The sequence below is a fragment of the Flavobacterium panacis genome (assembly GCF_024649945.1).
Taxonomy (GTDB): Bacteria; Bacteroidota; Bacteroidia; order Flavobacteriales; family Flavobacteriaceae; genus Flavobacterium; species Flavobacterium panacis.
This window is the reverse complement of record NZ_JANKMS010000006.1, coordinates 163,751-190,734: the sequence shown is the minus strand read 5'-3', so window position 1 is coordinate 190,734 and position 26,984 is coordinate 163,751. Positions and strand designations below refer to the sequence as shown.

13 protein-coding genes are annotated in these 26,984 nt (G+C 35.3%); all 13 read right to left on the bottom strand.

The window, feature by feature from the left end; genetic code table 11:
- Positions 1-4 precede the first annotated feature (4 nt).
- The 13 genes from NQQ59_RS14330 to NQQ59_RS14270 all read right to left on the bottom strand — a co-directional run bounded on the left by NQQ59_RS14330 (position 5) and on the right by NQQ59_RS14270 (position 26,978).
- Positions 5-562 carry a YdeI/OmpD-associated family protein gene (locus NQQ59_RS14330; RefSeq protein WP_144219579.1) on the bottom strand — a complete coding sequence of 186 codons (558 nt, stop codon included), beginning with the start codon at positions 560-562 and terminating at the stop codon, positions 5-7.
- Positions 563-756: 194 nt separating this feature from the next.
- Positions 757-1,968 (bottom strand): DUF4272 domain-containing protein, encoded by a 1,212-nt coding sequence (locus NQQ59_RS14325; RefSeq protein ID WP_144219578.1) that lies wholly within the window; start codon positions 1,966-1,968, stop codon positions 757-759.
- 234 nt (positions 1,969-2,202) lie between these two features.
- Positions 2,203-4,602, bottom strand: coding sequence for a sugar-binding domain-containing protein (locus tag NQQ59_RS14320; RefSeq protein ID WP_144219577.1), 2,400 nt, complete (start codon positions 4,600-4,602; stop codon positions 2,203-2,205).
- 287 nt (positions 4,603-4,889) lie between these two features.
- Positions 4,890-8,411 carry a malectin domain-containing carbohydrate-binding protein gene (locus NQQ59_RS14315; RefSeq protein ID WP_144219576.1) on the bottom strand — a complete coding sequence of 1,174 codons (3,522 nt, stop codon included), beginning with the start codon at positions 8,409-8,411 and terminating at the stop codon, positions 4,890-4,892.
- Positions 8,412-8,822: 411 nt separating this feature from the next.
- Positions 8,823-11,552, bottom strand: a complete 2,730-nt coding sequence (locus tag NQQ59_RS14310; protein ID WP_144219575.1) for an alpha-d-galacturonidase — start codon at positions 11,550-11,552, stop codon at positions 8,823-8,825.
- 155 nt (positions 11,553-11,707) lie between these two features.
- Entirely contained in the window at positions 11,708-12,592 is an 885-nt protein-coding gene (locus NQQ59_RS14305) for a sugar phosphate isomerase/epimerase family protein (RefSeq protein ID WP_144219574.1), read from the bottom strand.
- Positions 12,593-12,757: 165 nt separating this feature from the next.
- Positions 12,758-13,903, bottom strand: a complete 1,146-nt coding sequence (locus tag NQQ59_RS14300) for a sialidase family protein (protein WP_144219573.1) — start codon at positions 13,901-13,903, stop codon at positions 12,758-12,760.
- Between the two features lie 143 nt (positions 13,904-14,046).
- Positions 14,047-16,797 carry a glycoside hydrolase family 78 protein gene (locus NQQ59_RS14295; protein ID WP_144219572.1) on the bottom strand — a complete coding sequence of 917 codons (2,751 nt, stop codon included), beginning with the start codon at positions 16,795-16,797 and terminating at the stop codon, positions 14,047-14,049.
- Between the two features lie 177 nt (positions 16,798-16,974).
- The gene (locus tag NQQ59_RS14290; protein WP_144219571.1) at positions 16,975-18,063 is read right to left on the bottom strand and encodes a hypothetical protein; all 1,089 of its coding nucleotides are present in this window, start codon (positions 18,061-18,063) and stop codon (positions 16,975-16,977) included.
- Positions 18,064-18,077: 14 nt separating this feature from the next.
- Positions 18,078-19,646 carry an MGH1-like glycoside hydrolase domain-containing protein gene (locus NQQ59_RS14285; protein WP_144219570.1) on the bottom strand — a complete coding sequence of 523 codons (1,569 nt, stop codon included), beginning with the start codon at positions 19,644-19,646 and terminating at the stop codon, positions 18,078-18,080.
- Positions 19,647-19,873: 227 nt separating this feature from the next.
- Positions 19,874-22,324, bottom strand: a complete 2,451-nt coding sequence (locus NQQ59_RS14280) for a glycoside hydrolase family 95 protein (RefSeq protein WP_144219569.1) — start codon at positions 22,322-22,324, stop codon at positions 19,874-19,876.
- A 229-nt stretch (positions 22,325-22,553) separates the two neighbouring features.
- On the bottom strand, positions 22,554-23,972 hold the full coding sequence (locus NQQ59_RS14275) for an acetylxylan esterase (RefSeq protein WP_144219568.1): 1,419 nt from the start codon (positions 23,970-23,972) through the stop codon (positions 22,554-22,556).
- Between the two features lie 225 nt (positions 23,973-24,197).
- Positions 24,198-26,978 (bottom strand): glycoside hydrolase family 78 protein, encoded by a 2,781-nt coding sequence (locus NQQ59_RS14270; protein ID WP_144219567.1) that lies wholly within the window; start codon positions 26,976-26,978, stop codon positions 24,198-24,200.
- Between the last annotated feature and the right edge of the window lie 6 nt (positions 26,979-26,984).

Below are 26,984 nucleotides of genomic sequence, written 5' to 3'. Positions count from 1 at the left end.
AGTTTTACATGACTCTTTTTTGATTTTCACTCTCTATAATTGTTTTTTCAAGTCTCGACAATTGTGTTTTTTCTTGTTTAGCGCTCATGATCCAATGAACCATTACTTTCTTATAAGATGGTGCTTGTTTCTCAAAAAACTCCCACGCTATTTTATTGGTTTTAAATTGCTTTTCATAAGCCTCTAAAAGCGGAACTGGTTCTTTTTCATGCGAATAAATTTTAGATTTATTTTCTGTTCTAAAACTAAACGCTTTTAAACCTGCATTGGTCATTAAACCCGCTTTAGTTAAATCTTCTATTTTCTGAATATTGATAGCGCTCCAAATACTAGAAGTCTTTCTGGGTGTAAAACGAATCGTATAACTGTCTTTATCAACCGACTTTCGAACGCCGTCAATCCAGCCAAAACAAAGCGCTTGATCAACAGATTCTGACCAACTCATAGAAGGCTTTTTGCTTGTAACTTTATAAAAACCAACCAAAAGTTCTTTTTCTTTCTGATGGTTTTTCTCAAGCCATTTTCTAAAGTCTTTCTGATCTGCAAAAAAAGTAGGAGTCATTTTGTTTTTTTATAAATATATAAAGAATCTTCGGAAGTCGCTAAAACGTAAAATTTTAAAAAACAAACCATATAAGTCATATAAGTTCAATTAAGCAAAAACTTAAATTACTTACATAACTTATATGGTTCAAAAAATTTGCGTCTTAGCTCCCGATGGTTATTGGGATTGCAAGCAATAAAACTATCTACTTATTAAGTATCACAAGTTACGTTATCCCAATCTTGACCCATATAATGAATCAGCCAATTAAGTGCGTATTGTCTTTCGTAAACAATTCCAGGATTAATGCCTTCAATTTGATTTCCTTTAATTCTTTCGTCTACACAAGCCCAATTGTATCTGTAATACAAATCGGCTGCATCTAAAATTTCTTTTTTAGAGCGAACTTCATTCACTGCATTTATAAAATCAAAAGGATCTTTGTCTTTTCCAACAGGATAATTCTCTGCACTGATATTTTCCAGATTGCAAAACTCGCTTGGAAAATCAAGAGTTTCTACTTTTTTCAAAGCCCAGGTTAATGTCCAGATTCCTTCACATTTCCAAGTTTCATACATTTTCCTGTCATCTGTTGGATTTGCTAAAAACTCTTTTTCGCCTTCTGTTACAGACTCCCAAAGTTTATAATTTTTTAAATAATCAACAGCTTCTTCTGGTGAAATACTATTAAAAGCCACCAAATTCGTTACGGCCAAAACACTCACTCTTTCAGCTATTTCTTTTGCTGACCGAATTGTAGTTTCTCTTTCCGATTCAATACAAGGCAAATGTTTGTTGATTTTAATATTTTTCCTTTCAAGAATTTCTTCATTTTTGGCTTTTCTTTCAATTTGATCTTCTTCTAATTCATTCTGATCGTTATCAAAATATTCGGAATTGATATGAACTTCTAAATTATCTATTTCACATTTTCCTTCTGTATTAATAATCAGATTTAGATCTTTATTTAAAAAATGCTGTGTTTCAGATTTACTAATAATAGTTTTAGGCTGAACAAACAAAACAGCATCAAATTCCTTTGCAAGATCGGCTATAATAGCTTTCAATTCTTTTAGTTCTCCTTTGTCTTCACGAATAGAAAATTCAGAATTCAGCGTTTGTATTTTATGAAGAAACAATCCTTTTACCTTTTCATTATCAGTTGGTAGCGAATCTACAAAACCATACAATCCTTTTAAATTGGCAGTTAATTCAGAATCGTCAATTTGCGGAATTTGATAAGAAGGAACAGCTCTTTCTCTGTAAAAAATGGTCACTTTTTTTGACGGACTTAAGATTCCGCCTTTTACTTCAAATTCGAGGTTTTCACCATTGACAGAAAAAACTCCTTTAGGAACATGAGAAAGAAATATTTGTTTGATTTTATCCAGTCCTAAATGATGCGAATAAATTGTACAAGTCATTTTACGGCTTTTAAATGTTATTTAAGCTAATATAGGTTTAATTTTATAAAAAAGCACAAACAATACTTCAAAGCATATTATTAAAAATCTCGCAAAGTCGCGAAGGCACAAAGATTATATAAAAAATAAACCATATAAGCCATATAAGTTCAATTAAGTAAAAACTTAAAATCTCTTACATGACTTATATGGTTCAAAAAACTTCGCGTCTTAGCGACTTTGCGAGCAATAAATCTATTCTACCTTAACTTCAACAACAGAAGTTTGTAAATTTCCTACACTCGCTTTCAACTGAATATTTTCTTTCTTTCCATTAGATTGAATAATCGCAACACATTTTCCGTTAAAAAGCGTACAGGAATTCGCTTTAAAAGATTCCAAATTGGCTTGATAACCATTATCAACTCCAACTAATTTTCCTCCGCCCGTAACTTCAAAATTGATTAAATCCATTGCATCGGGAACTAAATTCCCGTCTTTATCTGTCATCGAAACCGTTACGTAAACTAAATCGTAAGTATCATTTTTAATCACTTTTTTATCTGCTTCTAAATTCAGTTTAGAAGCTTCTCCAGCGGTTTTAATTTCTTTCTCTAAAACTACTTTTCCATTCTTTCTTGAAACCGCTTTTAAAGTTCCCGGTTCGAACTTCACTTTCCAAGAAATATGTAGATCATCATTTTGTTTTGATTTCTTTCCTAATGATTTTCCATTTAAGAATAATTCCACTTCATCTGCATTGTTGTAATACGCCCAAACGTTGATTTCCTGATCTTTTTTCCAGTTCCAATGTGGTAAAATATGCAAAACCGTTTTATTTGACCATTCGCTTTGGTACATATAATATACATCTTTTGGAAGTCCGGATAAATCTACAATTCCGAAATACGAACTTCTTGCAGGAAACGGATAAGGATCTGGTTCTCCGATATAATCGAATCCAGTCCAGATAAAAGTTCCTGCCATGAAATCCTGACTTTTTATTGTTTTCCAGTTTTCCTCGTGCGTTGCGCCCCAATACGATTTTATTTGATCGTAAGCCGAAACCGTCCAATCTGCATTTCCATCAAATGGAGCACCGTGTTTTACCGGCCAAGCCTGAATAATATCCGATTGATCATAATGTCCACGTGTTTCTAAAGCTGAAACACTTTCTGAAGCTAATATTTTTTGCCCTTTAAATTTAGTTGGGAAATCCTTATAATCTTCATGTTTGTAATTGAATCCCAAAAGATCTAAAGCGCCTGATTGATAGATAAAATTCTTCTCAATCACATTTTCTGTTAAGGCAGAAGTTACGGGACGAGTTACATCTAATGACTTTACAATTTTAGCCAATTCTCTCGTAATCGCAATTCCAGTGCTGTCAAACTGCTCTCTGATTTCATTACCAATACTCCACATCATAACCGATGGATGATTGCGGTCTCTTTTAATAAAATCTTCTAAATCCTGTTTGTGCCAAGCATCCCAATCTTTGTGGTAATCGTTGGTTACTTTTTTCTTTTTCCAAACGTCAAAAGCTTCGTCCTGAACGATGAATCCCATTTCGTCGCACAATTGCATCATTTCCAAAGAATGAGGATTATGAGACATTCTAATAGCGTTTGCTCCCATTTCTTTCATCAAAGTCAGTTTTCTTCTAACAGCATGAATATTTTCTACAGCACCTAAAGCACCGTTATCATGATGCAGGCAAACTCCGTAAATTTTAGTTGGAACACCGTTTAATGAAAATCCTTTTTCTGAATCGAAGTTGAAAAATCTAAATCCAAGTGGAGTTTCGTAATTATCAACTAGTACCGATTTCTCGTAGATTTTTGTAATGACTTTATACAAATACGGATTTTCAGTATTCCATAATTGTGGCTTTAGAACATCGAGATTATGCACTTTAGTTTCAAAAGTTTTAGCTCCGATTTTCTCTACCGAAGTTTTATTGGCTACTTCTTTATTCTTAGCATCTAAAATTGAAGTCACCAATGTAAATTCTCTGGCACTATCATTATCGTTATTGATTGTAACTTCTAAATGCACTTTTGATTGCTTTGTTGAAACCTCAGGTGTAGTTACAAAAGTTCCCCACTTCCCTACGTGCAATTTTTCGCTAGCCACCAATCTCACATTTCTGTAAATTCCAGAACCTGTATACCATCTTGAATTGGGCTGAGAATCATTATCGACCTTAACTGCGATAGTATTGGCTTGTCCATAATTTAAATACGGAGACAAATCGTAGGCAAATGAGATATAACCATTTGGACGAACTCCCAATGATTTCCCATTTAAGAATACTTCGCTATTCTTAAAAACACCATCAAATTCAATCGAAATTGTTTTACTTTTCCAACTCGCGGGAATCGTAAAAACTTTACGATACCATCCTTTTCCAGCAGGCAAAAATCCTTGCGCTTGTTTGGTTTTAGCATCTTTATCAAAAGCGCCTTCAATACTCCAATCGTGCGGCAATTGAAGCGTTCTCCAATCTGATACGTTATAATTAGCATTTATCGCTTCGGGATAATCTCCTAATTTAAAGTTCCATTTTTTGTTGAAGTCTTCTACAATTCTGGCTTGTTTTTGTGCAAAAATTGATACCGAAAACAATAATGCAAGTGTAATTTTTTTAAACATATTTTTATTTTTTCTCTCGCAAAGTCGCAGAGTCGCAAAGTAAATTAAACCATATAAGTAATATAACATAATTTAAGTTTTGTCTTAATTGAACTTATATTACTTATATGGTTCAGAAAAAAACTTTGCGTTTTTGCGTCTTTGCGAGATTATTTTATTTCTTTATAATCCTAAATTGTAGAATTACTTTGCGTGGGCTTCGACTTCGCTCAGCCTGACAAACTAATACCTTTTCAAAAGAAACCTTTGTCACTTTGTTACTCGTCACTTTGTCCCTCTAAAAAAATCTACTGAAACTCGAAATTATCAATCATCAGCCCTTTCAAATCATCTCCATCTAAAGTAATTTTATACGTTCCTGCATTGATATAACCTCCTGATGTTGTGTTCAAAATTTTCCATTTTTCTGGTGAAGGGAAAAATTCAATCGTATCGTTTCTCATTAGGATTCCATACGCATCTTCCATTTTGAATTTCACTTTCATTGGCATTTCATTTCGATTCATAAAACGGAAACGCATTAAATAAATCCCTGCAACACCTGGTTTTACTTCAAATTCGATACTATTATTGGTCTTTTTAGTGAACTCAATATAATCGGCTTTTTTGAAATTACCTTTTTCAATTCCTTCTCCTGTAGTTTTTGTTTTTTCTGCTTCTATAATTACAACAGGTCTCGAATCGTCTTTTTCGCCCATATCGTAAGTTGGAACAACTGCAATTGTCAAAATTGTCTCTTTATTGTCAAAAATAACTTTCTCGCCTTTCTTTACTTTTTTAGTGAAAACATCAAAAGAAATTCCGTTATTGTTTTTCGCTTTTTCTTCTATTTTTTTATAATCTGAAAGTCCTTTTATTGACTTTATTTTATCATCAATTAAAACAAAAATAGTCGATTCTTCTTTTGCTGTGAATGAACCTGAAACTTTTGAATTATCAGCAAACTGTAAATAATCTGCACCAAAAACTTCTGAAGGCAATTCCGTAAAAATAACTTCAGAGTTTGAATATTGTTTTGAATTAATATCTAACCAAGAAGCCATTTTAAAATCTTTAGCATCTAAACTTACATTCTGAATATTTCTTGGCGATTGGTCCGTTGGTTTTACATTTTTATTTTTTGTTGCAATCGCAATCGCTGAAATAATGGCTTGTCCCGCTTTTACATTTGGAAACGAAATCACTATTTTTCCATTGACACTTTTTACAGTAAAAGTTTTCTTTAACGCTTTATCATGTCTCACTTCTGCCCAAATATCAAAATCTTTTAAAACTACAGCATCATTAATGGCAACATCAAACAAACGCCAGCCTTTGCAGTCTAATCCTCCGCCTGTTCCGTACCAAGGTTCTGAGAAATACAATTCAATTTCATATTCTCCGTCTGGTGCAGGAAATTCATAAAGTAATTTATCCACTCCGTATCTGAAATTCTGAAATAATTCTGGATCTTTTGTACCATTTACAGGATCAAAACTGCTTCTCTGACTTGCAAAGAAATCTGGCAATTTTTCGAAATTATCTGTCCAAGACAATGATCCCCAAGTATTTTGACCGCTTTTATGTGTATCGGTAAACCAAGTATTTCCATTACGATCTGTATATTCTGAACCACCGCAATTTACTCTGTAGATATAGTTCAAACCAGTTTTTGCTTTTAAAATATCCGTTCTATCAGAAACTAGAGTTTCTAAATTTGGCGCTTTCGGAAGAGTATTCAAAACAATATAATCTTTGGCAACGGCTTTTCCGTTTACATATCCAACAGCATATAAAACATTGTACTGAATATTGACATTGTTAAATTGAAAATGCTTTCCAATTCCCGGATTTTTTAGTTTTCCCAGTGAAACTTTATTCACATCATTAAACAATTCAACTTCGTCACAATTCGAGTAAATATCAATTCCGTTTTTGATTCCTGCTTTTTCCCAACGACTTGGCCAAGTGTGCGAAACAATATAAACCATCGGATTTGTTTTGTTTGAAGCATAATTGGCGCGATACATATAAAACGCATCCAAAGGCTCTCCCCAAATCGTAAAAAGTCCTTTGTAATTTACTGGTCCGACTTTATCAATATCTCTAAATCCTTCTCCGTTTTGTACACGTCCTGGGTTTTCGTGCGAAGCAAAAAGCCAATTGAATTGTCCCGCGATTTTATCTCGAACCGATTCCGCTTCTCTTACTTTAATTTCCATTAATTGAGAAAAACGGTTTTCGCTTAAAGTTCCTTTTTGGTCGAATTCGCCTTCCGTATGTAAATCTGCCGAACGCCAAGCACCGTATTCTCCATTTAACAACTGAGTCGTCATTTCTAAATGGTATTTTAACGGATCTCCGCCATACGTTCCTGACCAGTTTTGAACCACATTCCAATCTGTTCCTTCTCCTCCATTACAAGTCGTTACAATTCTTTGTGAAGCCGATAACGGATCCATTTCGCGGATAATCTGCGTGCATTCTTCTGCAAATTCTTTCGGAATTGTACTTTCATTCTGTAATCCCCACATGACAACTGATGGACTGTTTCTGCGTTCTTTAACCCATTCGCGCAATAAGGTTTTGAAATTTTCTTTGAATTCTGGCGTATCGTACCAAATATGTGCCGAAAACTGACTCCAGAATAAGATCCCGTTTTCGTCTAATTCTTTTTGGTACAATAAATTATGAGGCTGATGCGCTTCTCTAAAAGCGTTAAATCCACCCGCTTTGATTTGTTCAATTCTGGCATGAATCTGTTCGTCTGAAAACGCATGACTATTTCCAATTTGATGTTCGTATTCGCAAACGCCATTTATAAAAACAGGTTCGTCGTTAATGAAAAAACGATTGTCTTTTCCATCACGACTCACTGGCCAACTCACCCAGCGAATTCCGTAAGGCGTTGTTAATTGATCGATTATTTTTCCGTTTTCAAAAACAGAAGTAACCAATTTATACAAATACGGATTAGATGGCGACCATAATCTCGGATTTTGAATTTCCGGTAAAGTCTGAGCAACCAATTTTATTTCGCCTGAAGTATTTTTAACTGTACTTTTTGATGTCGAAACCTTTTTCCCTGAAGCATCGAAAAGGACATTTTCGATGGTTAGATTTCGATCTGAAGTTCCGTAATTTTTAATTTCTGTTGTCGTAAGCAAAGTCGCTTTTTGTTTCGAAACCGATTTGTCATTCCAGATATGAACTCCAAAAGGTTCGATTCTAACATCGTTTGTAATCACTAAAGAAACGGGTCTGAAAATCCCCATTGGCTGAGAACCTTCTGAGAATCCCCATTCGCCAGAACATCCTCCGCAAACCCAAGGAAGATCTGCAATAAAGGATGGATGTGACGCTTTTACTAAAATCTGATTCTCTTTTTCTAAAGAAACTGCTTTGGTAATATCAAGCGTAAAAGTGGTTCGACCACCTTTGTGTTCGCCCACTTTTTTACCGTTTACCCAAACAGTCGCATAAGAACTAACGCCTTCAAAAAACAAAAAGAGTCTTTTTCCAGCCGTAGTTTTGTCGAGTTTTAATGTTCTTTTGTACCATGCAGTACCGTGCAAATTTCCATGTTTTGTTCTTCTGAAACCATAATACTGATCCCAATTGTGAGGCACACTAACCTGCTGCCAATTGGAATCAGTTTTAGGATGGTCTACAAACCTCTCTTCCTGCACCGGAAGATTTTCCAAGATTATGGTTTCCCAAGATGAATTCAGAGAAATCTCTTTTCGAAATTTACCTGAATCTTTGCTCTGACTCCAAACAAAGCAAAGACTTGAAAAAAAACAAAAAATAAAAAAAACTATTCTGTTCATATTTTTAAAAACCATATAAGTTATATAAGGTAATTTAAGTTGTTATTTCTGCGAAGTTTAATTCGCTGTTTTGTCATTTCGACCGAAGGGAGAAATCACACTAGTAACTCCGCAATGTTATTTCTAATCTTTGTCGAATCCCGTGTGTGATTTCTCCTTACGTCGAAATGACAAACTATTGTCGAGTTTCTTGCGGAGATCCCTCGTTCCTCGGGATGACAAGATTGTGTTTATACCTTTGTTCGCGTGAAGGATGGCAGTGGAGCTCTTTTTTGAGGCGATTTTTCTTCGCCCCAAAAAAAGCGGGAACGTACAGCCCGATTCGCCGCGGCGAACACGCCCAAATTATTCTTTTAATTCTAAACTTTTATTTATACCTACAAGGTTTTGAAAACCTTGCAGGAACGTCCATTAATAAAACAACCAATCTACTGCTGCTTTCTCTCCTGCATCAATATATCCGACATCACGTGGTGTAATATTTTGATCGGCATCGATGAAGCCTAAAATCAATACTTTTCCTTTTCCTAAATCCAATTTATTTTCTCCTGGTTGGAAAGTATACGTATGAATATTTACACGTGGTAAATCTTTCAAATTCATGGCACTTGCCAGAATTACTTCAGCTTGACCATGAGCATTTCCTGCAGCATCTGTCTCTAAACTTGGAGGTAATAAAAATCTCTTCTGATCTGAATTGAAATAACCAACTACTAATTTAACGGCTTTTGTATTTCTAAACTTTAAGTGTGTTCCTTTTTCGTTTTGATCGTTTTCTACAAACGAATATCCTCTTAGGTTTTGAAGTTCAGGAGCTATTTTAGTTAGTTCAGAAATATCAGTTCCGTAGACTTTTGTTCCTGTTTTTACTAAATAAGTTCCCGGTTTTTCGTCAATAAAAGTTACATCAGCAGTTTTCCAAGGTTTCCCTTCTTTGCTTTCTACTTTTCCATCTTTTGAAGATTTTAGCTTCTCTAGATTTCTTTTGAAATTAGCCAATTCACGCTCATAGTGCGGTAATAATTCAGCCCAAGTTTTGTTGTTTCCGTCGTCTCCTCCAATCGGAATTCTACGTTGTGCTGTCTGCATACTGTTAGCATAGTGATACGTGTCTTTCGTTAATTTTACCAATAATTCGTAATGTTCCAAGCTTTTTTCTAAATGAGGCATCGCTTTGTCTAAATCAGCAATATCATTTGAATAACTGTATCTCAAAACCAACAAAGCTGCTTTTACTTTTTCTGAAAAGAAATCGGCGAAAGCTTTGTACGCATGCATATCGTTTTTAAGACGTGCAAATTCTTCTTTGTCTTTCGTTACACTAGCTTCGGCTTTGTCGATAGCTTCAACTGCCAATCTTCCGTGTTCTGTAATTTCAGCAATAATCTGCGTTGGAAGTTCACCAGAATGTGGTTCTTTATTCCATTCTTTTTTAGCATATTCTAAAAGCAATTCACCCGCTGGGCCACAAGATTCGTGGAAACCTGGATAAACTCTCCATTTTGACGGATTCACCAATTGGCTTTCAAACATTCCTAACAATAAAGTTTGTCTGTTTCCTTCTGTGATTCCGAAACGTCTTAACGTTTTTGGAGCAATTTCTCCTGTTTCTTCGTATGCTTTTAAAATATTATTTGCCGCTTCTTGACTTGTTCCGAATTTCTTCGCTAAATCATTATCCCAATATTTAACTTCTTCGTTTCTATCTCTTTTGCTGTCCCACGCATATCTTGCCCAAGCTTTGTACCAAATCCAGTCTCGATCCATTTCTAACAAACGTTCTCCTGATTTTGTTTTATCGGCAGAATATGGCCAATCCCAATAAGAAGCTTGCGGATACAAGTGTAACGCATTGGCTCCGTGCACGCTGTGCATTGCTTTTACTGTCTTTTGGATAAAATCTGGAGAACCATATCTGAAAGGTTCTAAGTTTGCCAAAATGTGAACATTCTCAATATGAATTGATTTTAAAGCGCTCAACTGTTTGTGTGTTTCTCCCCAAGGTCCTCCTGGAGTATAAGTCGTTAAAGACTCACCTGTATATTTACTTTCTGTATATAAGTTTTTGTATAATGGAAGCGATTTCTCCATCACCAAAGGTCCGTCTGTATCATGAGATCTTAAGATAATCGGTGGTTCTTCTGTTTTTCCTAATGCTTGCAAACCATCGCGAACACCTGGAATAATCGTTTTGGTAAACCATTCTACGTCATCATCAACGGTATTGATTGCTTCTCCCAAACAAACCATTAATCCAACGTTTGGATATTTTTCGATGAAAGCGGCAATAGATTTTCTAGTATAATCAGACAACAAAGGCGTGATTGGTCTAGAACGATCTTGCGTTTTAATGTTGTAATGCTCTGCGAAAGGCTTAGAAACGATAATGTTATAAAACATCTGAATTACCCAAATTCCTCTTTTGTTAGCTTCAACTGTCAGGAATTTATAGATTTCTTCGTTCTTTTTAAAGTCTTCATCGCTTACTTCAACCGCAAAAGGATATTCTTTTAATTTTACCAAAGAAGCAAACGGGTGTCCGTTCCATAAATACAAAGAATTCATGCGGTTATCTACCAACATATCTAAGTATTTAATCCAAAGTGCTTTATCGTAAAACCAAGGAAAAGTTTCTGGCGTATACGGATATTCGTAAACATCGCGTCCTGGAAGATAAACGGGTTTCTGCATTCCGATACAAGCTCCACGAAGAACCATTTCTGGACTGTCTTCAATATTGATTTCTGATGGAAGCTGACCTGAACTTTTAATTCTGTCTACCAATTCCATTGCCCCGTACAGCGTTCCACTTGCATCGGTTCCTTCAATGAAAATGATGTTTTTTTGAGTACGAATTAAGAAACCTTCTTTCTTGGTTAATTTGCTATCATCGATTTTAGCACTTTTCGCATTCTTTTTCCAAAAGTCAGTTCCTTTTTCTCCAATAACAATTACTTTATCTTTTGAGTTTTTCAGTTTGTCAACAGAGGTTACTTTGAAACCTTTTGCTGAAAGGGTTTCTGATAATTTCTCCGCTCCAAATTTTGCTCTTGGCGAACTTGCGTCACTAACAACAGTAATGTTTTGCGCTGTCGCGAAAGAGACGTAAAGACATAAAAAAAGTAATTGTAAATATTTCATAGTATGCTGTTTTTGGGTATTCTGTTTAAAATTAATCTGCTTAATCTGCTAGATCTGCGGGAAAAAATAAACTCTCGCAGATCTAGCAGATTCGGCAGATTTGTAGTGATAATTTGTTTAGTTTAACGATTACATATTCATCACTGAATTTTTATTTAATTTTGAAAAATTTTCTTCAAATAAGCTACATTTGCTCCATAATTGGCTTTTACATTATGAACTTGTGTCGCGTCTCTAGAACGTTCTACAATCAGCCATCCGCTCCATTTCATTTCGTCCAAAGTTTGTTTGATTTTTGGCATATCAATCGCAGGGTCTTTTTCTAACCAAAATTGATCAGTATTTGATGCATGAATCTGTGCTACATATTTCTTTCCTAAAATCTTTAATTCTGAAGAAATATCTCTTTTATTATCTAATGCATTCGCAAAGTTGAAAGAGCTTTTAATGTATTTGGAACCCACTTCATCTAAAAGTTTTTTCTCTTCTGTTGCGCTTAAAGAAGTTTCAATTGCAATTACACCTCCAATTTTCCCCACTTCTTTTCCTGCCCATTGCAATCTCTTAATTACTTCTGGACGTAATTCTGGATTCTTAACCAAATCTGTTTGTGTTCCTAAAGGAAGAAACGCTATTTTAACTTTCATGTTTTTCATTGCCTGAATGCAATCATTAATCATGGGTGTGATTTCTCTTGTAGCAAATGATTGTGCATAAAATCCAGACATCGCAATCGAACTGATTCCAACTCCAGTTTCTTTCGATTTATCTAAGAATTTTTGTCTTTCTACAGGATCGCCTAATTTGCTGTCAAAAGTTGGTCTGTTTCCTAAACCTCCCATGTCTAGTTCGATTCCATCAGCTTTTATCTCAGCTGCTAAAGCAAAAGAACCTAGCTTTTGTCTTTTCAAAATCATCCAATCACAAACAGCAACTTTATATTTTTGCTTTTTGTTGGATGACTGAGCCGTTGCACAGCTGTTGAACGTTGTTGATAGAACAACAAGCATGGCAATTAATAAATGTTTTTTTGATTTCATGTTTATATATTTTTCTGCCACAGATTTAAAGGATTATTTGGATTAAAAAATCTGCTCAATCCGCTCAATCTGCGAGAAAAAATTTTACTCTCGCAGATTGAGCAGATTTTGGAGATTAATGAGAATAAAAATCATTTTTATCCTTTTAATCTGTGGCTTATCTTTTTACTCTTCTTCTGCCTTTACAGCTGTTACCACTTTTCCTTCTTCTCCTGGCCAAATTCCATTTTTGATAGGAAGCGCCACTAATTTACTCGGATCAATTTTTACGTATTTCAGTTTTTCTCTTCTCCAAGTATAAACAATATGCACCATTCCGTCTGAACCTTGAATCATCGAAGGATAAGAATATTGACTGATTTTTGAATCTTCTAAAACCAAAGCTGCATTCCAATGAATTCCGTCTTTAGAAACCGAAACATTCAAAGGCGTTCTTGGTCCTTTTGCTTCTTTTCCAGGAGGAAGAACGTGGTTGTAAACCAATAAATGTCTTCCATCTTTAAGTGTTACAGCATCTGTGCCAGAATTGTTATTTGGAAGTCCGATTAACTCAACATCCGACCACGTTTTTCCGTTGTCTTTTGAGAAAGTGCTGAAAATTGCTCTGTTTCTTGTTCTTCCGATTGCCTGAATACTTCCATCTTTGTGAAATAAAATACTTGGCTGAATCGCATTGATTTTTTGTTTTCCTCTTGGAAGCGTATCGCCCATTACCCAAGTTTTTCCGAAATCTGGAGTAGATTCCATGCGAAGTCTCCAGCCGTCGCCTTCGATACTTGACGGACATAATAAAGTTCCGTTACTTAATAAAACAGGTTTATTTTTGATTGGTCCTAAGAAACCATCAGGCATTTTTTGAGCCTCAGACCATGTTTTTCCGCCATCAGATGAAGTTCTGATTACGCCCCACCATTCCGATGGTTTTGGTCCAATTTTGTAGAAAAGCATTAAATCGCCACCCGGTATTTGATATAAAACCGGATTCCAAGTTGGTAATCTTGGCCCTTCTTTCATTACTCCGTCAGCTACTTTTACGCCTTCGTTCCAAGTATCACTTCCTTTCGGTTTTATGGCAACGTAAATACAAACGTCCGGATTTCTTTCGTGAGTTCCGCCAAACCAAGAAGCAACTAAATCACCATTTGTAGCTTCGACAATTGTAATGGCATGGCAAGATGGATAAGGTGCTTTATCGTAAACAAATTGGTCTACGAGAATTCCTTCTTTCCAAGTCTTTTTTTCTAAAGCCGACTTACAACTTCCTAAAAGGAAAAGTCCAAACAAGACAAATGCTAATTTTGTGATCTTCATTCTTAATTATATTATGAATTATTTTTTTCGACTATAAATATATACCTAACATTTTTTTAGGTAAAAATATTTATTAAGTGTAAAAATAACACTAAAAAATTAACAATGTATCCTGTACTGTCCCGAAATACTAAAAATGCAGGTTATTTAACGTTTATCGCATAATTTCCTGACGAAAGTGTAACGATAACCTGATTTTTGTCTTTAGAATAAGCGAAAGAAGTCTTATCCAGCTTCTGTTTATTGATTAAAATAGTCGATACATCACTAGCAGGAAGATAAACAATTGCAGAAGTATTGGCTGGAATTGTAATATTCCAAACTAAAGCCTTTTTATCTTTCTTCCAATCACTTTTAATTAAGCCGTAAACCGATTCGTAAGAAGCGTTTACATAAGTCAATCCTGCATTGAAATCTGGTTTCATGATGATTTGTTTGAAGCCCGGAGTTTCAGGATTGCTTTTGATTCCCGCCATATTTTCGTAATACCAAATCAGTAAATCACCTAAAAGCATTACGTGATTTTGCGAATTCATCGCTGGATCTGCGGTATTTCCGTTCCAAAGTTCCCATATTGTAGTGGCACCGTTTTCTACCATATAACCCCAACTTGGATAGGTTTTGTTTGAGGCTAATTTGAAAGCTAAATCACCACGACCGAAATTGGTCAACGTTCGCATTAAAAACTGTGTTCCAATAACTCCTGTACTTACGTGACCGTTTTTAGTCACTTCAACTTCATGTGCCAAATTTTCGAATATTTTGATTTGAAGTCCTTCTGGAACCATTCCGAAAGTTAGAGGCAATAAATTGGCTGTAACCGTATTGTTTGCATAACTGTTTTTGTCCGCATTCAAATATTTGGTATTAAATGCTTTTTTTATTCTTAAAGCCAAATCATCATAATGTTGAATGTCATTTTTTGAATTTGCAATCACAGCAAATTTCTTCATGATGTTCAAAAGCTGATAATAAAAAGCGCTCGAAATCAATTCGCCATCCGTTAAACGAGCTGGATCTTTTGAACGAATTAATTCTAGAGATTCTGGCGGAACGCACCAATCTCCATATTTATCTTTGGTCATTAAATCGTTAACCAGATAATTTTCTTCCATATAATCCATCCATTTTTTCATGTACGGATATTGTTTTTCTACCACTTTTCCATCGCCAAATTGTTGATACAACATATCTGCAACCGTGATATATGTTCCTGGCCACGTTACATTGTCTCCATAATAACGCCAGAAAGCTGGCGCTACATCTGGAAGTCCACCGTCTATAGTTTGCGAATTTTTAATATCGTCTAACCATTTTGCGTATAAAGCATTATTATCGAATAGAAAACTTTCGCCATAAGCCCCCGTTGTTCTATCTCCCAACCAAGGCTGACGTTCATTTCTCTGTGGACAATCGATTGGCATTCCTTTATAATTCCCACTAATTCCCCACCAAGCATTCTTAAAAATCTGATTCATTATTGGATTTGAAGAATCAAAAGTTCCTGTGGTTTGGATATCATCATAAACTACTTTTCCAACAAAATTTTCTAGTGTTGGTTTTGCGGTAAATCCTGAAATTTCAACAAATCTAAATCCGTGGAAAATAAAACGAGGTTCCCAAATTTCTTCTCCTTCGCCTTTTAAAGTATAAATATCAGTTGTTTTTGCATCACGCAAATTGGCAATGTACAAAGAACCGTCTGGCTGAAGCGATTCAGCAAATTTCATCGTGATTTTATCGCCTTTATTTCCTTTGACTTTCAATTGCAACCAGCCCACCATATTTTGTCCCATATCTAAGATATAAGTGCCGCGTGGCGTTTGTTTTATAGAAATCGGTTTTACTTCACCCTTTACTTTCATATTAGCCGACATCTGCCCTTCATAGAATCCGCCCGGTTCTTGAACATATTCTGCCGAAAGCCATTTTTTATCATCGAAATTAACGGTATTCCAACCTGTCATTTCTTTGCGGGCGTCGTACTCTTCTCCGTCGTATTCGTTATTTGATAAAATTGGTCCATCAGTTGTGATTTTCCAAGTATCATCTGTCCTGATTATGTCTTTACTTCCATCCGTATATTCTACAAATAACTGCAAGGCCATTTTCGGATACCCAAAAGTTTTGATTTTGTATGGTTTGTAATCCTGACGCATGGTAAAAAAACGCCCGTTTCCTAAAATCGTTCCTAACATGTTTTTGCCTTCTTGCAATTGCGAAGTCACATCAAAAACATTGTATTTTACATTCTTCGTATAATCTGTCGGAACGGGAGCTAAAACCTGATCTCCAATTTTATTTCCATTAATGTAAAGTTCATATAATCCCATTCCCATAATGAAAACCTTGGCATTTTTGACTTTCTTTTTTAGGTTGATTTCTTTTCGAAGATAACGTGCAGACAATCTCGAATACTGCGAAATACTATCGCCAGTAGACGTTTTTTCATAACCAATCCATCGAGTTGATTTCCAATCTGCATAAGTCAAAATCCCGATACTGAAATGTGCATTTTCTTTCGATTGAATTTCTCCTTTATTCGTAAAAACAGTTACTTTCCAAAAAACATCTTGACGGTCTTTTAGTTTTTTTCCGTTATACATTACATTTACAGAAGCATCACTTTGTACTTTTCCGCTATCCCACAAATCACCATTTCCAGCGTTTAATTTTTCTAAACTGGAAGAAGCAATAATTTGATATGCCGTTTGTTTTACATCGTTTACTTCTGCTTTTATTTTCCAGCTTAATCTTGGCTGTAAAACGTCAATTCCTTCTGGATTGGTAAGCATTTCGCATTTTAAATCACTTACAATAATTTTGTTTTGGGCTTTCGCCGAAATTGTGAAAAGTGAGATGATTAGTGTAAGATGTAAAAAAAACTTTTTCATGTTTTATAATGTCAAGTCCCAGAGGGACGATATATTTATAGATTTTATAATTGTATGTCTATTAAGCCCCAGCGGGGTGACATATGCTATCAAAATGTGTCGCTCCGCTGGAGCTTTACATTATTCGGAGGGATTTTTTGCTATAAATATTAAGCTTCTCCGAAGCCAATTCTTAGTTTAAGGATTAATAAACCTTTTCAATTTATCCATCGTACTTAAACTTTCAAATTCGATTTTATTCTGTTCTAAGAATTTGCTCGTTTTCCAGCGTATTTTCCATTCAGGGTCCTTCAACTTTTGTCTCAACTTAGAAACTACTGTCAGATTACTTTTCAAAACCGCTTCATCAGTCCAATCTTGAAGAAATTCCAGTGCATTTAAACGATTCTCTAAATCTTTATTATCCAGACCTTTCAGTAATGCTTCTCTAACTCTATCAGCGCTATAGGAAGTTATATTTTCGACTAAAATCTCGTATAAAACGGGAGTTAAGTCTTTAACTTTATTTTGGTTTAATGCTATTTGATATACTCTGCAAAATTCCTCACAAAGAAAATCTGCCCATTTATCAATCTCATCATCTTCACTCAACGAATAATAAACAAAACTAACTTTATCGGGCTGCGCGAAAAGTTGATTCTCACAAAAGCGTTTTATTGCATCAAGATCTTTTACAGCCAATTTCTGGACATCTTTTATAGCTTCTTCTGAGTCTTCATGCTCAAGATCATAATAATGATCTAAAGTTATGATTTGGTCAAAATCATGTATCGGTTTGTAAACTATTTTCTCTTCATTCATAGGACTTGGAGTATATTTTGGAGTATATTTTTTCAGAAGTTCTTTTATTTCATTTTCAGATACATCAAAATCATCTATTTTTATTTCAATCGTTTCCTGTTTATAAACAAAAGTCAGGTAAAACTCTTTATAGGACATATTGAACTTTGCCGTATGTTCAGTCTTGAAAAAAACTCTTGGAAATACAATATCTTTCCATTCAAAAAATGTCTCATTGAGCTCTATTCCTTCCTGTGAAAATATTATTTTTTTATGAAAATTGGAAAGTGTCCTTATCGCTTTTATACTATAAAAAATGACAAATAAAACTGCTACAACCGGTAACACCAGATGAGAAAACGTAAATGTAATTCTTTCAAAGTTTGTTCGAGAAAAAAGATAAACACCTAATACCACAAAAATCAGATTCCATAGAATCTGAAATACGCCTCCTTTGATTGAATAATTTAATACTGTTTTCTCCAAATTTTATTCTTTAATTAATTTGCTATCACTTTTTCCAATCTTTCAGAAAAAGCAATTTCTTTTCCGTTTTTGAAAACTCTAAAACCTTTTCCTTTTTTATATTTTTCTCCCGTTTTATCCCAAAGAATGGTAATAATATTGCCATGATACAAAACATTATCCAGACAAAACCAATCCCATTTTTCTTGTGGAATCAAAGGATTTACTTCAATTTTTTCATCAGCTCTCGGGCGTAAACCAACCAATCCTGTAATCATTAAGTCATTGAAAGTCGAGTGATTGTAATAACGGCTTCTTTCTCTGTCGCCCATTAACCAATAACCAGTAGTTTCATCCAAATATTCGCCAAGATAAGGTTTTCCTCTATAATACTGCGACTGAACATACAATTCCATTTGTTTGAAATAATCTGGTTTTCCAACAAAATCTTGGTTGTAATCGTTTAGAACATTCGCCATAGCCGTTAAAGTCTGTGAACTTGCAAATGGCCAGATAGCACCATCCCACTCGCAGGTTCCTGTTCCGTGAGTTCTAAAACGCGGACTTCTTCTTTCTGCTGTTGTCAAACCAAACGGAGCCGAAAATCCTTTTTCATCTTTCACTTGTTCCCAAGCTTTTTCAAATCCTTTTCCTTTTTCTGGAAGATTGAAATACCACGGAATAAATCCGATTGCCTCGCGAACTTGTGCCAAAGTATCTTTTTGAGTTAAAGTTTCAAAGAATTCGCTTTTTGAATCCCATAATTTCGTTTCCACTAATTGCTTCAACTCATCAGCTTTAGCTTTGAATTTTGCTTCAACATCTTTATCGCCTTTCATTTCAGCCATTTTAGAAATCGCTACAGCATTTCCATACATATAACTGTTGATCGTTGGTCTTGCATTTTGTACTTTTCGTCCGCCGCTTAAAGATTCTTCCATTCCATCTTTTACATCGTGCTGCCAAAACAAACCATCTTTACGCTGACGGTCCTTTTCCCAAACGGCATAATCTGTAACCATGTCCGGGTACAAATCCAATAAGAATTTCTCATCTTTATTTACCAAATAACGATTGTATAAAGCATCTGCTGTCCAACTGCTGAATTTATACAATTTGTTCATCGGTTTCCCGTCGTTTCCTCGGTACCAAAGTTTCACATCCTGCTCAATGTATTTGGGATCGTGAACCCATCTGAATTCATTGATATGATGTCCCAAAGCACAACTGATCATATTGTATTTATCCGCATACGAACGGTCAACTAAAAACTCCGTAATCGCAAATCCTTGTGGAGTATTTTTGATGTGTTTACGAACGCTCCACCATCTGAAATAATAGATTTCTTCAAAGTTTTGCTGCGGACATTCAAACAACGGAATATTCTTTTCCATCCAAGTCCAAGCACTGTCATTCGGAATGGCAAATTTTAAATTTTCATCTTCCATCGTGTTGAAATAATCAACATAATGTTTGAAATCTTTTTCTTTTAAAATAGCCGATTTTCCTAATTGAGAAGATCCTGCACCAGATTTGCAACTCGTGTTTAAACACGCAATTACGATGGAAAGGGCTATTATTTTATGTTTGAAATTTGTCAACATGATTTTTTCTAATTTATATTTTTTCTCACAGTTTTGTCATTTCGACGAAGGAGAAATCACACTAGTTTGTCTACACAGTTTGGCTTTTCTGGCGAGTTTCGAGTGTGATTCCTCGTTCCTCGGAATGACAAACTAGACTTGCTATTTCATACCTACAAGGTTTTGGAAACCTTGCAGGGACGACCTAACTTTTATATTTTCTTACATCACTTATATGGTTCAAAAAATTACTTTCCCGTAAAAGTATACGTCTGCCCTGCTTTCATATTCACATCGTAAATATTGTAATTAGGCAGTTTTACTTTTTCTAGTTTTGCTTCACTTGAAATAATTGGCTTCTTTACTTCAACATCATAAAACAACGGATTTGTGTTTTTTCCTTTTGCTTTTTTAATTGAAGAACCACTCAAAGTATTTTCTACTTTCAATCGACAGTTTCCACCAATTTTCGAATATATTTTTAAAGTCGAAACTTTATTGTTTTTCCAAGTCATATCAATTACGAAACCACCTCTTGCGACTAAACCTTTTATGCTTCCGTCTTTCCAAACTGTTGGTAAAGCAGGCAATAACTGAATTGCATCTTCCTGACTTTGCATCAACATTTCGGCAAAACCTGCTGTACAACCAAAGTTTCCATCAATTTGAAAAGGCTGATGCGCATCTAACATATTCGGATATGTTCCTCCTCCTTTTCTCTGATCTGCTGTAACTAAATGCAATTGATCTTGAATCAATTTATAAGCATGATTTCCATCTAATAATCTCGCCCACAGATTCACTTTCCAACCCATTGACCAGCCTGTAGATTCGTCTGTTCTGTAAATCAACGATTGTTTGGCCGCTTGAAATAATTCTGGTGTTTTGATTGGCGAAATCTGATTACTCGGATACAAGCCGTACAAATGCGAAACGTGCCTGTGATTGTCTTTAGGATTATCCCAATCATCCTGCCATTCTTGCAATTGATTGTGTTTTCCAACTTTCATTGGAGGCATTTTTGCCAAAGCATCGCTTACTTTTTTTACATAAGCAGCATCTGGTGAAACCAATGCAGAAGCTTCCATAACATGCGTAAACAAATCAAAAATCAACTGATTATCCATCGTTGTTCCTGATGCGATTGTTGCTTTTCCTGTTCCCCCAGCGTGCGTATTTTCAGGAGAACTTGATGGAACGACAACCAAATATCCTGTGTTTGGATCTACAATCATAAAATCCAAAAAGAAATCAGCAGCGCCTTTCATGATCGGATAAATTTCTGCCAAATATTTTTTATCTCCTGTATATAAATATCTTTCCCATAAATCCTGACAAACCCAAGCACCACCTGTCGGCCACATTCCCGAAGCAGCTGAATCTACTGGAGCGGTTACACGCCAAATATCGGTATTATGATGCAAAACCCATCCGCTGGCATTGTACATCATTCTAGCCGTTTCTGCTCCAGTTACACTTAATTCTTTTGCCATTTGAACAAACGGTTCGTGCATTTCCTGAAGATTCGTCACTTGCGCTGGCCAGTAATTCATTTCAGCATTAATGTTTGTCGTGTATTTACTGTCCCAAGGCGGCGTAACCATATCGTTCCAAATTCCTTGTAAATTCGCTGGCTGTCCGCCCGGCTGAGAACTTGAAATTAAAAGATAACGTCCAAACTGGAAATACAAAGCTGCCAATTGCGGATCGAATTGTTTAGAGAAATCTCTAATTCTCTCGTTTGTTGGTTTCTTAATCAAATCATTCGAACCTAAATCTAAAGAAACTCTGTTGAAAAATTTTTGGTAATAATCAACGTGTGCTTTCTTAATCGTCTCAAAATCTTTCACTTCAGCTTTCGCTAAATAATCTTTACTTTTTACAATTTCATCTCCAGAAATATCCTGGTAGTTTTTGAAGTTTGTTGCAATCGAAATATATAAAACCACTTCATCAGCTTTGTTGATGCTCAAAACACCATTGCTTGCATCGATTTCTCCGCCTTTGTTTTTAGCTGTAAGTCTTCCTTGAAATTTTACTTTTCCTTTTACATTTTCAAAGTTCGTTCCTGTTCCAGAAAGTATAATCTGATTTCCTTCTGTTGAAGCCACCGTTTTATCAATCGGACTGTTCATGAAAACATTACAAGTAATCTGACCTGGTTTATTTGCAGAAAGTTTTACCACAATAACTTGATCTGAAAATGCGGTTAGAATTTCTCTTGTAAATTCAACGCCATTTACTTTGTATTTTACTTTAGCCGTAGCATTGCTGATGCCTAAATCTCTGTAATAATCCGTATATTTTTGATGTCCATTGAATGAAATATAAACGCTTCCAAAAGTCTGATACGGCATTCCATCATTGGTCTGCGACATGATATCTTTCGTAGCCAAATCTTGCGCTTCATCAAATTTTCCGTCAAAAATAAGCTGTCTTACTTTTGGCAAAGCTTCAATTGATTTTGTATGTGCATTGCTGTTTGGAGAACCTGCCCAAATGGTTTCTTCGTTCAATTGCAGACGCTCAACCGCTGGATCACCAAAAACCATTGCGCCCAAACGTCCGTTACCTAATGGTAAAGCTTCGTTCCAGATTGCTGCTGGTTTATCGTACCATAATTTTAAGTCGTTTTGTGCCGTTGCAGCAAACGAAAAAATTCCAAAACAGATTGCTATTAATTTAAATTTTAACTTCATACTTATATTTTTTTTCGCCACGAATTACACTAATTCGCACTAATTTCTTTTTTATTCTTTGCCACAGATTAAAAAGATTAAAGGGATTATTTTTATCTACTGAATCTGCGAGAGTAAAAAATTCTCCCGCAGATTTAGGAGATCAAACAGATTTTAATCAGTGGAAATCCTTTAATCTTTTTAATCTGTGGCAAAAAAAACAATTCGTGCCAATTCGTGTAATTCGTGGCTATTTTTTAGTTTCGTAAATCTTCAGATTTTTTTCTCCGAACATTTCATATAATTTGTTGATGTCTTTTAGAGCATTTTTCGGCAGTTTTTCTCCTTTATCTCCAAAAACAAAAAGCTTTTCTTTTGGTTCAATTACACAAGTCGATTCGTCGATTTCGCCTTTTTCGTTCTTTACTTTATTCAAATCTAAATTTAAATATTTTGCCATAAACGGATACAGAGCCATACGTTTTGAGATTCCGAAATCGTGTCCTTCTTTTGCAAAATGAGCATTTTCAACCAAATCTTTCTTACCGTATAATTCATAAGTTCTTTGAATGAACGGAAACTCCAATTCTGGAACTGCTAATGTCCAGTCTTTTCCATCCGAAACAATCAATTGTGGTTTTGGAGCCATCATAGCTGAAATTTCAGCATTGTTTGTTCCGTTTCCGCACAAGTGGATTCCACGTCCGCTTTCGCATGGACATCCGCCTGAAAAGTGAGACGAAACCATTACAACTGGAGCTGAAACTTTTACTCGGTCATCAATCGCTGCTAAAAACATCGTGTGCGATCCTCCGCCAGAACCTCCAGTAACTCCAACTCTTGTCATATCAGCATTTTTTACGGTTGCCAAATAATCCAAGAAACGAATTCCTGTCAATACCTGAACTGTAGATGCAATGCTGTTTCTGTGCGTTTCTTCAGGAAATTGCAACAATGATTCTCCCCAAGCAAATAAGTCATACCCCACCACAATTGCTCCCATTTTGGCCATCATGGCACATCTGTACTGCTCGTCTTTTCTGTATCTTCCGTCGCCAAAATGTCCGTCAGGAGTTAGAATAACAGCTGCTTTTTTATTTAATGGATACGGTTTATAAATCGAACCCGTTGCGTAAACCCCTGGTAAAATTTCCAAAGCTATATTTTCAACACTATAATCTTTGTAAATTCTCTTTGGAGTTAAAAGTGGCTTAGATTTCGGTGTAGGGGGCGCCTTATCCAAACCAAATGATTCAATCATACAAGCTTTTAACTCCATTTTACGTTTTTCCCATTGTTCTTTCGTCGAATAAAGGCTTTCTAAGTAAAACAAGCGTTCTTTTCCTTTATCGACTGAAACTTTATGGTTTTCATATTTACGAATGATATACGTTCCATCCGGCTGTTTGAAATACATCAATTCGAATGGAGCCAAAATATTGGTCAACGAAAGCGGCAGATTTCCTGGTTCAATTCTCCAATCGGCATAATCCAGTTCTTTTCCTTTTAATAAACCTCTGTCATCGTTGATTGTTACTTTAAAAAGCGTTTCGATTTTCTTTAAAGTTTCTGATACCGGTTTTCTAAAATTGGTATCAGAAGTGCTTTGTGCATTCGCAAATGTCAAAGCGAAAATGGAAACTAAGATGATGTATTTTAAATTTTTCATTATTAAATGTTTTTTGAATTGCCTCCAGTTTTAACTGGAGGAAAACAAATTGATTTTCAAAAATTGGCTTTAGCCGAACTTACTCATTTGGCTGAAGCCTTCTGACTTGCTTTATTTTGAAACCTCCAGTTAAAACTGGAGGCAATTGATTTTTATTTTTTCTGAGCCTACCTACAATTCATAACTCATAACTCATAACTCATAACTCATAACTCATAATTCCGATTACAACTTACATTCTATTGTATAAGTTCCTGAACCCAATTCTAAAACCGGTTTTTTATCTTTTTCATTAAAACCTGCTCTAACCTTTTTATCATCGATTTTTATTTCAGAATCTTTAGAAACAGGCAATTTTATTGTTGCTGTTGTATTCACAGGAATTTGAACATTCAAGATAAATTTGCCGTCTTTTTTCTCCCAAGAAGAAGCAATTTTTCCATAAACCGATTGATAATCCGCTTTCGCGAAAGTCATATCGCCAACTACTTCCGGCTGAATGAAGAAATGCTTGAAACCTGGTTTTTCAGGATCAGACATAATTCCGGCTAAACTTTGGTAAAACCATTCTTCAATTTGTCCTAACATAAAGTGATTCCATGAATTTCCTTTTCTCGGATCCCATTGTTCGGTTAAAGTGGTCAAGCCAAATTTAATCTGAAAACCATAACCCGGCGCATCATAATGATTGTGCATTCTGTACATGGTTTCGTTTTCGCCATTTCTTGCTAAAGTTTGAAATAAGTAACGATTTCCAACATCTCCCGTTGTCAAACGATCTCCTTTTTCTTTGATGTCAGCCAGTAAATTCTGCATTACCGCTTCTTTGTACTGCGGTTCTACGATATTCATAAAAACTGGAACCGAATTACTAAACTGACTGTTCGTTCCGTATTGTTTCGTTTCTGGATTGAAAAATTCTTTGTTGAAAGCTGTTTTTATTTCAGAAGCCAATGTTTCGTATTTCTCAAAATCATCGGTCTTGCCTAACAATTTAGCCGCTTTAGCTGTCAAATACGCTCCGTAATAATAATGTGAAGTCGCCGAAAGTGCAATCGGACTGTTTTTTGAATATCCAGCTGCATGGGTTCCGTAATCGTACCAATCGCCTAATCCGTGAGAAACGATGTGATTGGTAGATTTTGTTTCTAGATAATCGACATACTTTTTCATGATTGGAAAATATTTCTCTAATAATGAAGCGTCTCCGTAATATTCGTAATACATCCAAGGCAAAATCACACCTGTAACTCCCCATTCTGGAGAATCTGTAAAATCGCCGCCAAAAATCACATATTCTGGAACAATCGTCGGAATTAAACCGTTGTCTCTTTGTGAATCTGAAATGTTCTGCATTGTTGCAGGAAGAAAAGTCTGCAAGTTATAATTGAACATTAAACCTGGACCATTCAACTGAATTTCTTCTAGCCATCCTAATTTTTCTCTTTGTGGACAATCAGTGAAAACGCTTTGAAAATTACTTTTTATCGAGTTGTTAATCAACTCGTGCGTTTTATTAAAAATCTCGTTTGAACATGCAAAACTTCCCGCTTCTCCAGCTGAATTGTAAATGAAATTCGATTTTAAATCTACTAAAGTTGGAAGATCTTTATTCTTAGTGTCTTTATAATTAATGTTTTCAACTTGAACATATTGATAACCGTAGAAACTGAATTTTGGTGTCCATTCTTCTACTCCATTTCCTTTTAAAGTATAATCGTAATAATAAGGTTTTCCAGATCTTCCCTGCGCAATTGTGCCTTCTTCATTTAATCCTTCCGCAACCCAAACACGAATCGATTGTCCTCTTTTTCCTTTTACTTTGATGGTTGGAAATCCAGAAAGATTTTGTCCCATGTCAAAAACATAGAAATTTGGTTTCAACTCTTTTACGGTTTTAACTTCATATTCTTTTTGGATTGTAACTGGCGGTGCAGTCTGCGGTCTTAAAACTCCTTTTGGAGCTTCTTGAATAACTACTTTTTTCCAATCTCTATCTTTGAAACCTTTTTTATTCCAGTTTTTTTGTTCTAGGTTAGAATTGTAATCTTCTCCACCAAAAATACTATTATAAGTAATCGGACTTTTGCTGTATTTCCAACTTCCATCTGATTTTACAATTTCTTCTGAACCATCATTGTATTTGATTTTCATTTTGAAGAATAAAGTCGGCGGACCAAAACTCACGAAAAATTTGGTATATCTTTCAGCCAGCGTATTGTACATTCCGTTTCCTAACAGAACGCCAATTACGTTATCGCCTTTTTGAAAATCTTTTGCGCTTAATTCGTAAACATTGTAATTAACCGTTTTATCATAATCTGTCCAAAGTGGTGCAAATTGGCTATTCCCTACTTTTTTTCCGTTGATAGTCAATTCGTAATGTCCTAAACCAGAAATATAAACAACCGCTTCTTTGACTGCTTTTTCTACTTCGAAAGGTTTACGCAACATAATACTTCTGCGCGCCAAAGAATCTGAAGCATTGATAAACGAATTCTTTTTTTCTCTGTTGAAAGTCGCTGTATGATACGTTCTTCCTTCAGGCAAATGACTGTCTGCTTTTGTAATCGCACCAATCCAAGTTGGGTTTAAATCTGATACTAACAGCGCTGTTCTAAAAGAAGCATTTCTACTCCATTTAGAAATTTTTCCATCTTGATTCCAAACTTTTACTTTCCAGAAATATTTGGTTTCATTTTTTAATGGTTTTCCGTTGTAAACAATGTGCAAGTTTTTATCGGTATTAACTCTTCCGCTGTTCCAAATATCGCCATCGTCCATTTTTAGTTTTTCTTCCGAAGAAGCTACTAAAATCAAATAAGCGACTTGCGATGCATCAGATTCTTTTGAAACTAATTGCCAGCTAAATTTTGGTTGATTCTCTACAACTGCTAATGGATTTTTAGCCATTTCTGTTGTTAAACGTACAGGCAGAATTTGTCCTTTAGAAACTAAGGTTACCAAAAGAGAAAATGCTAATACAATGTTTTTAAAATTCTTCATCTTTAC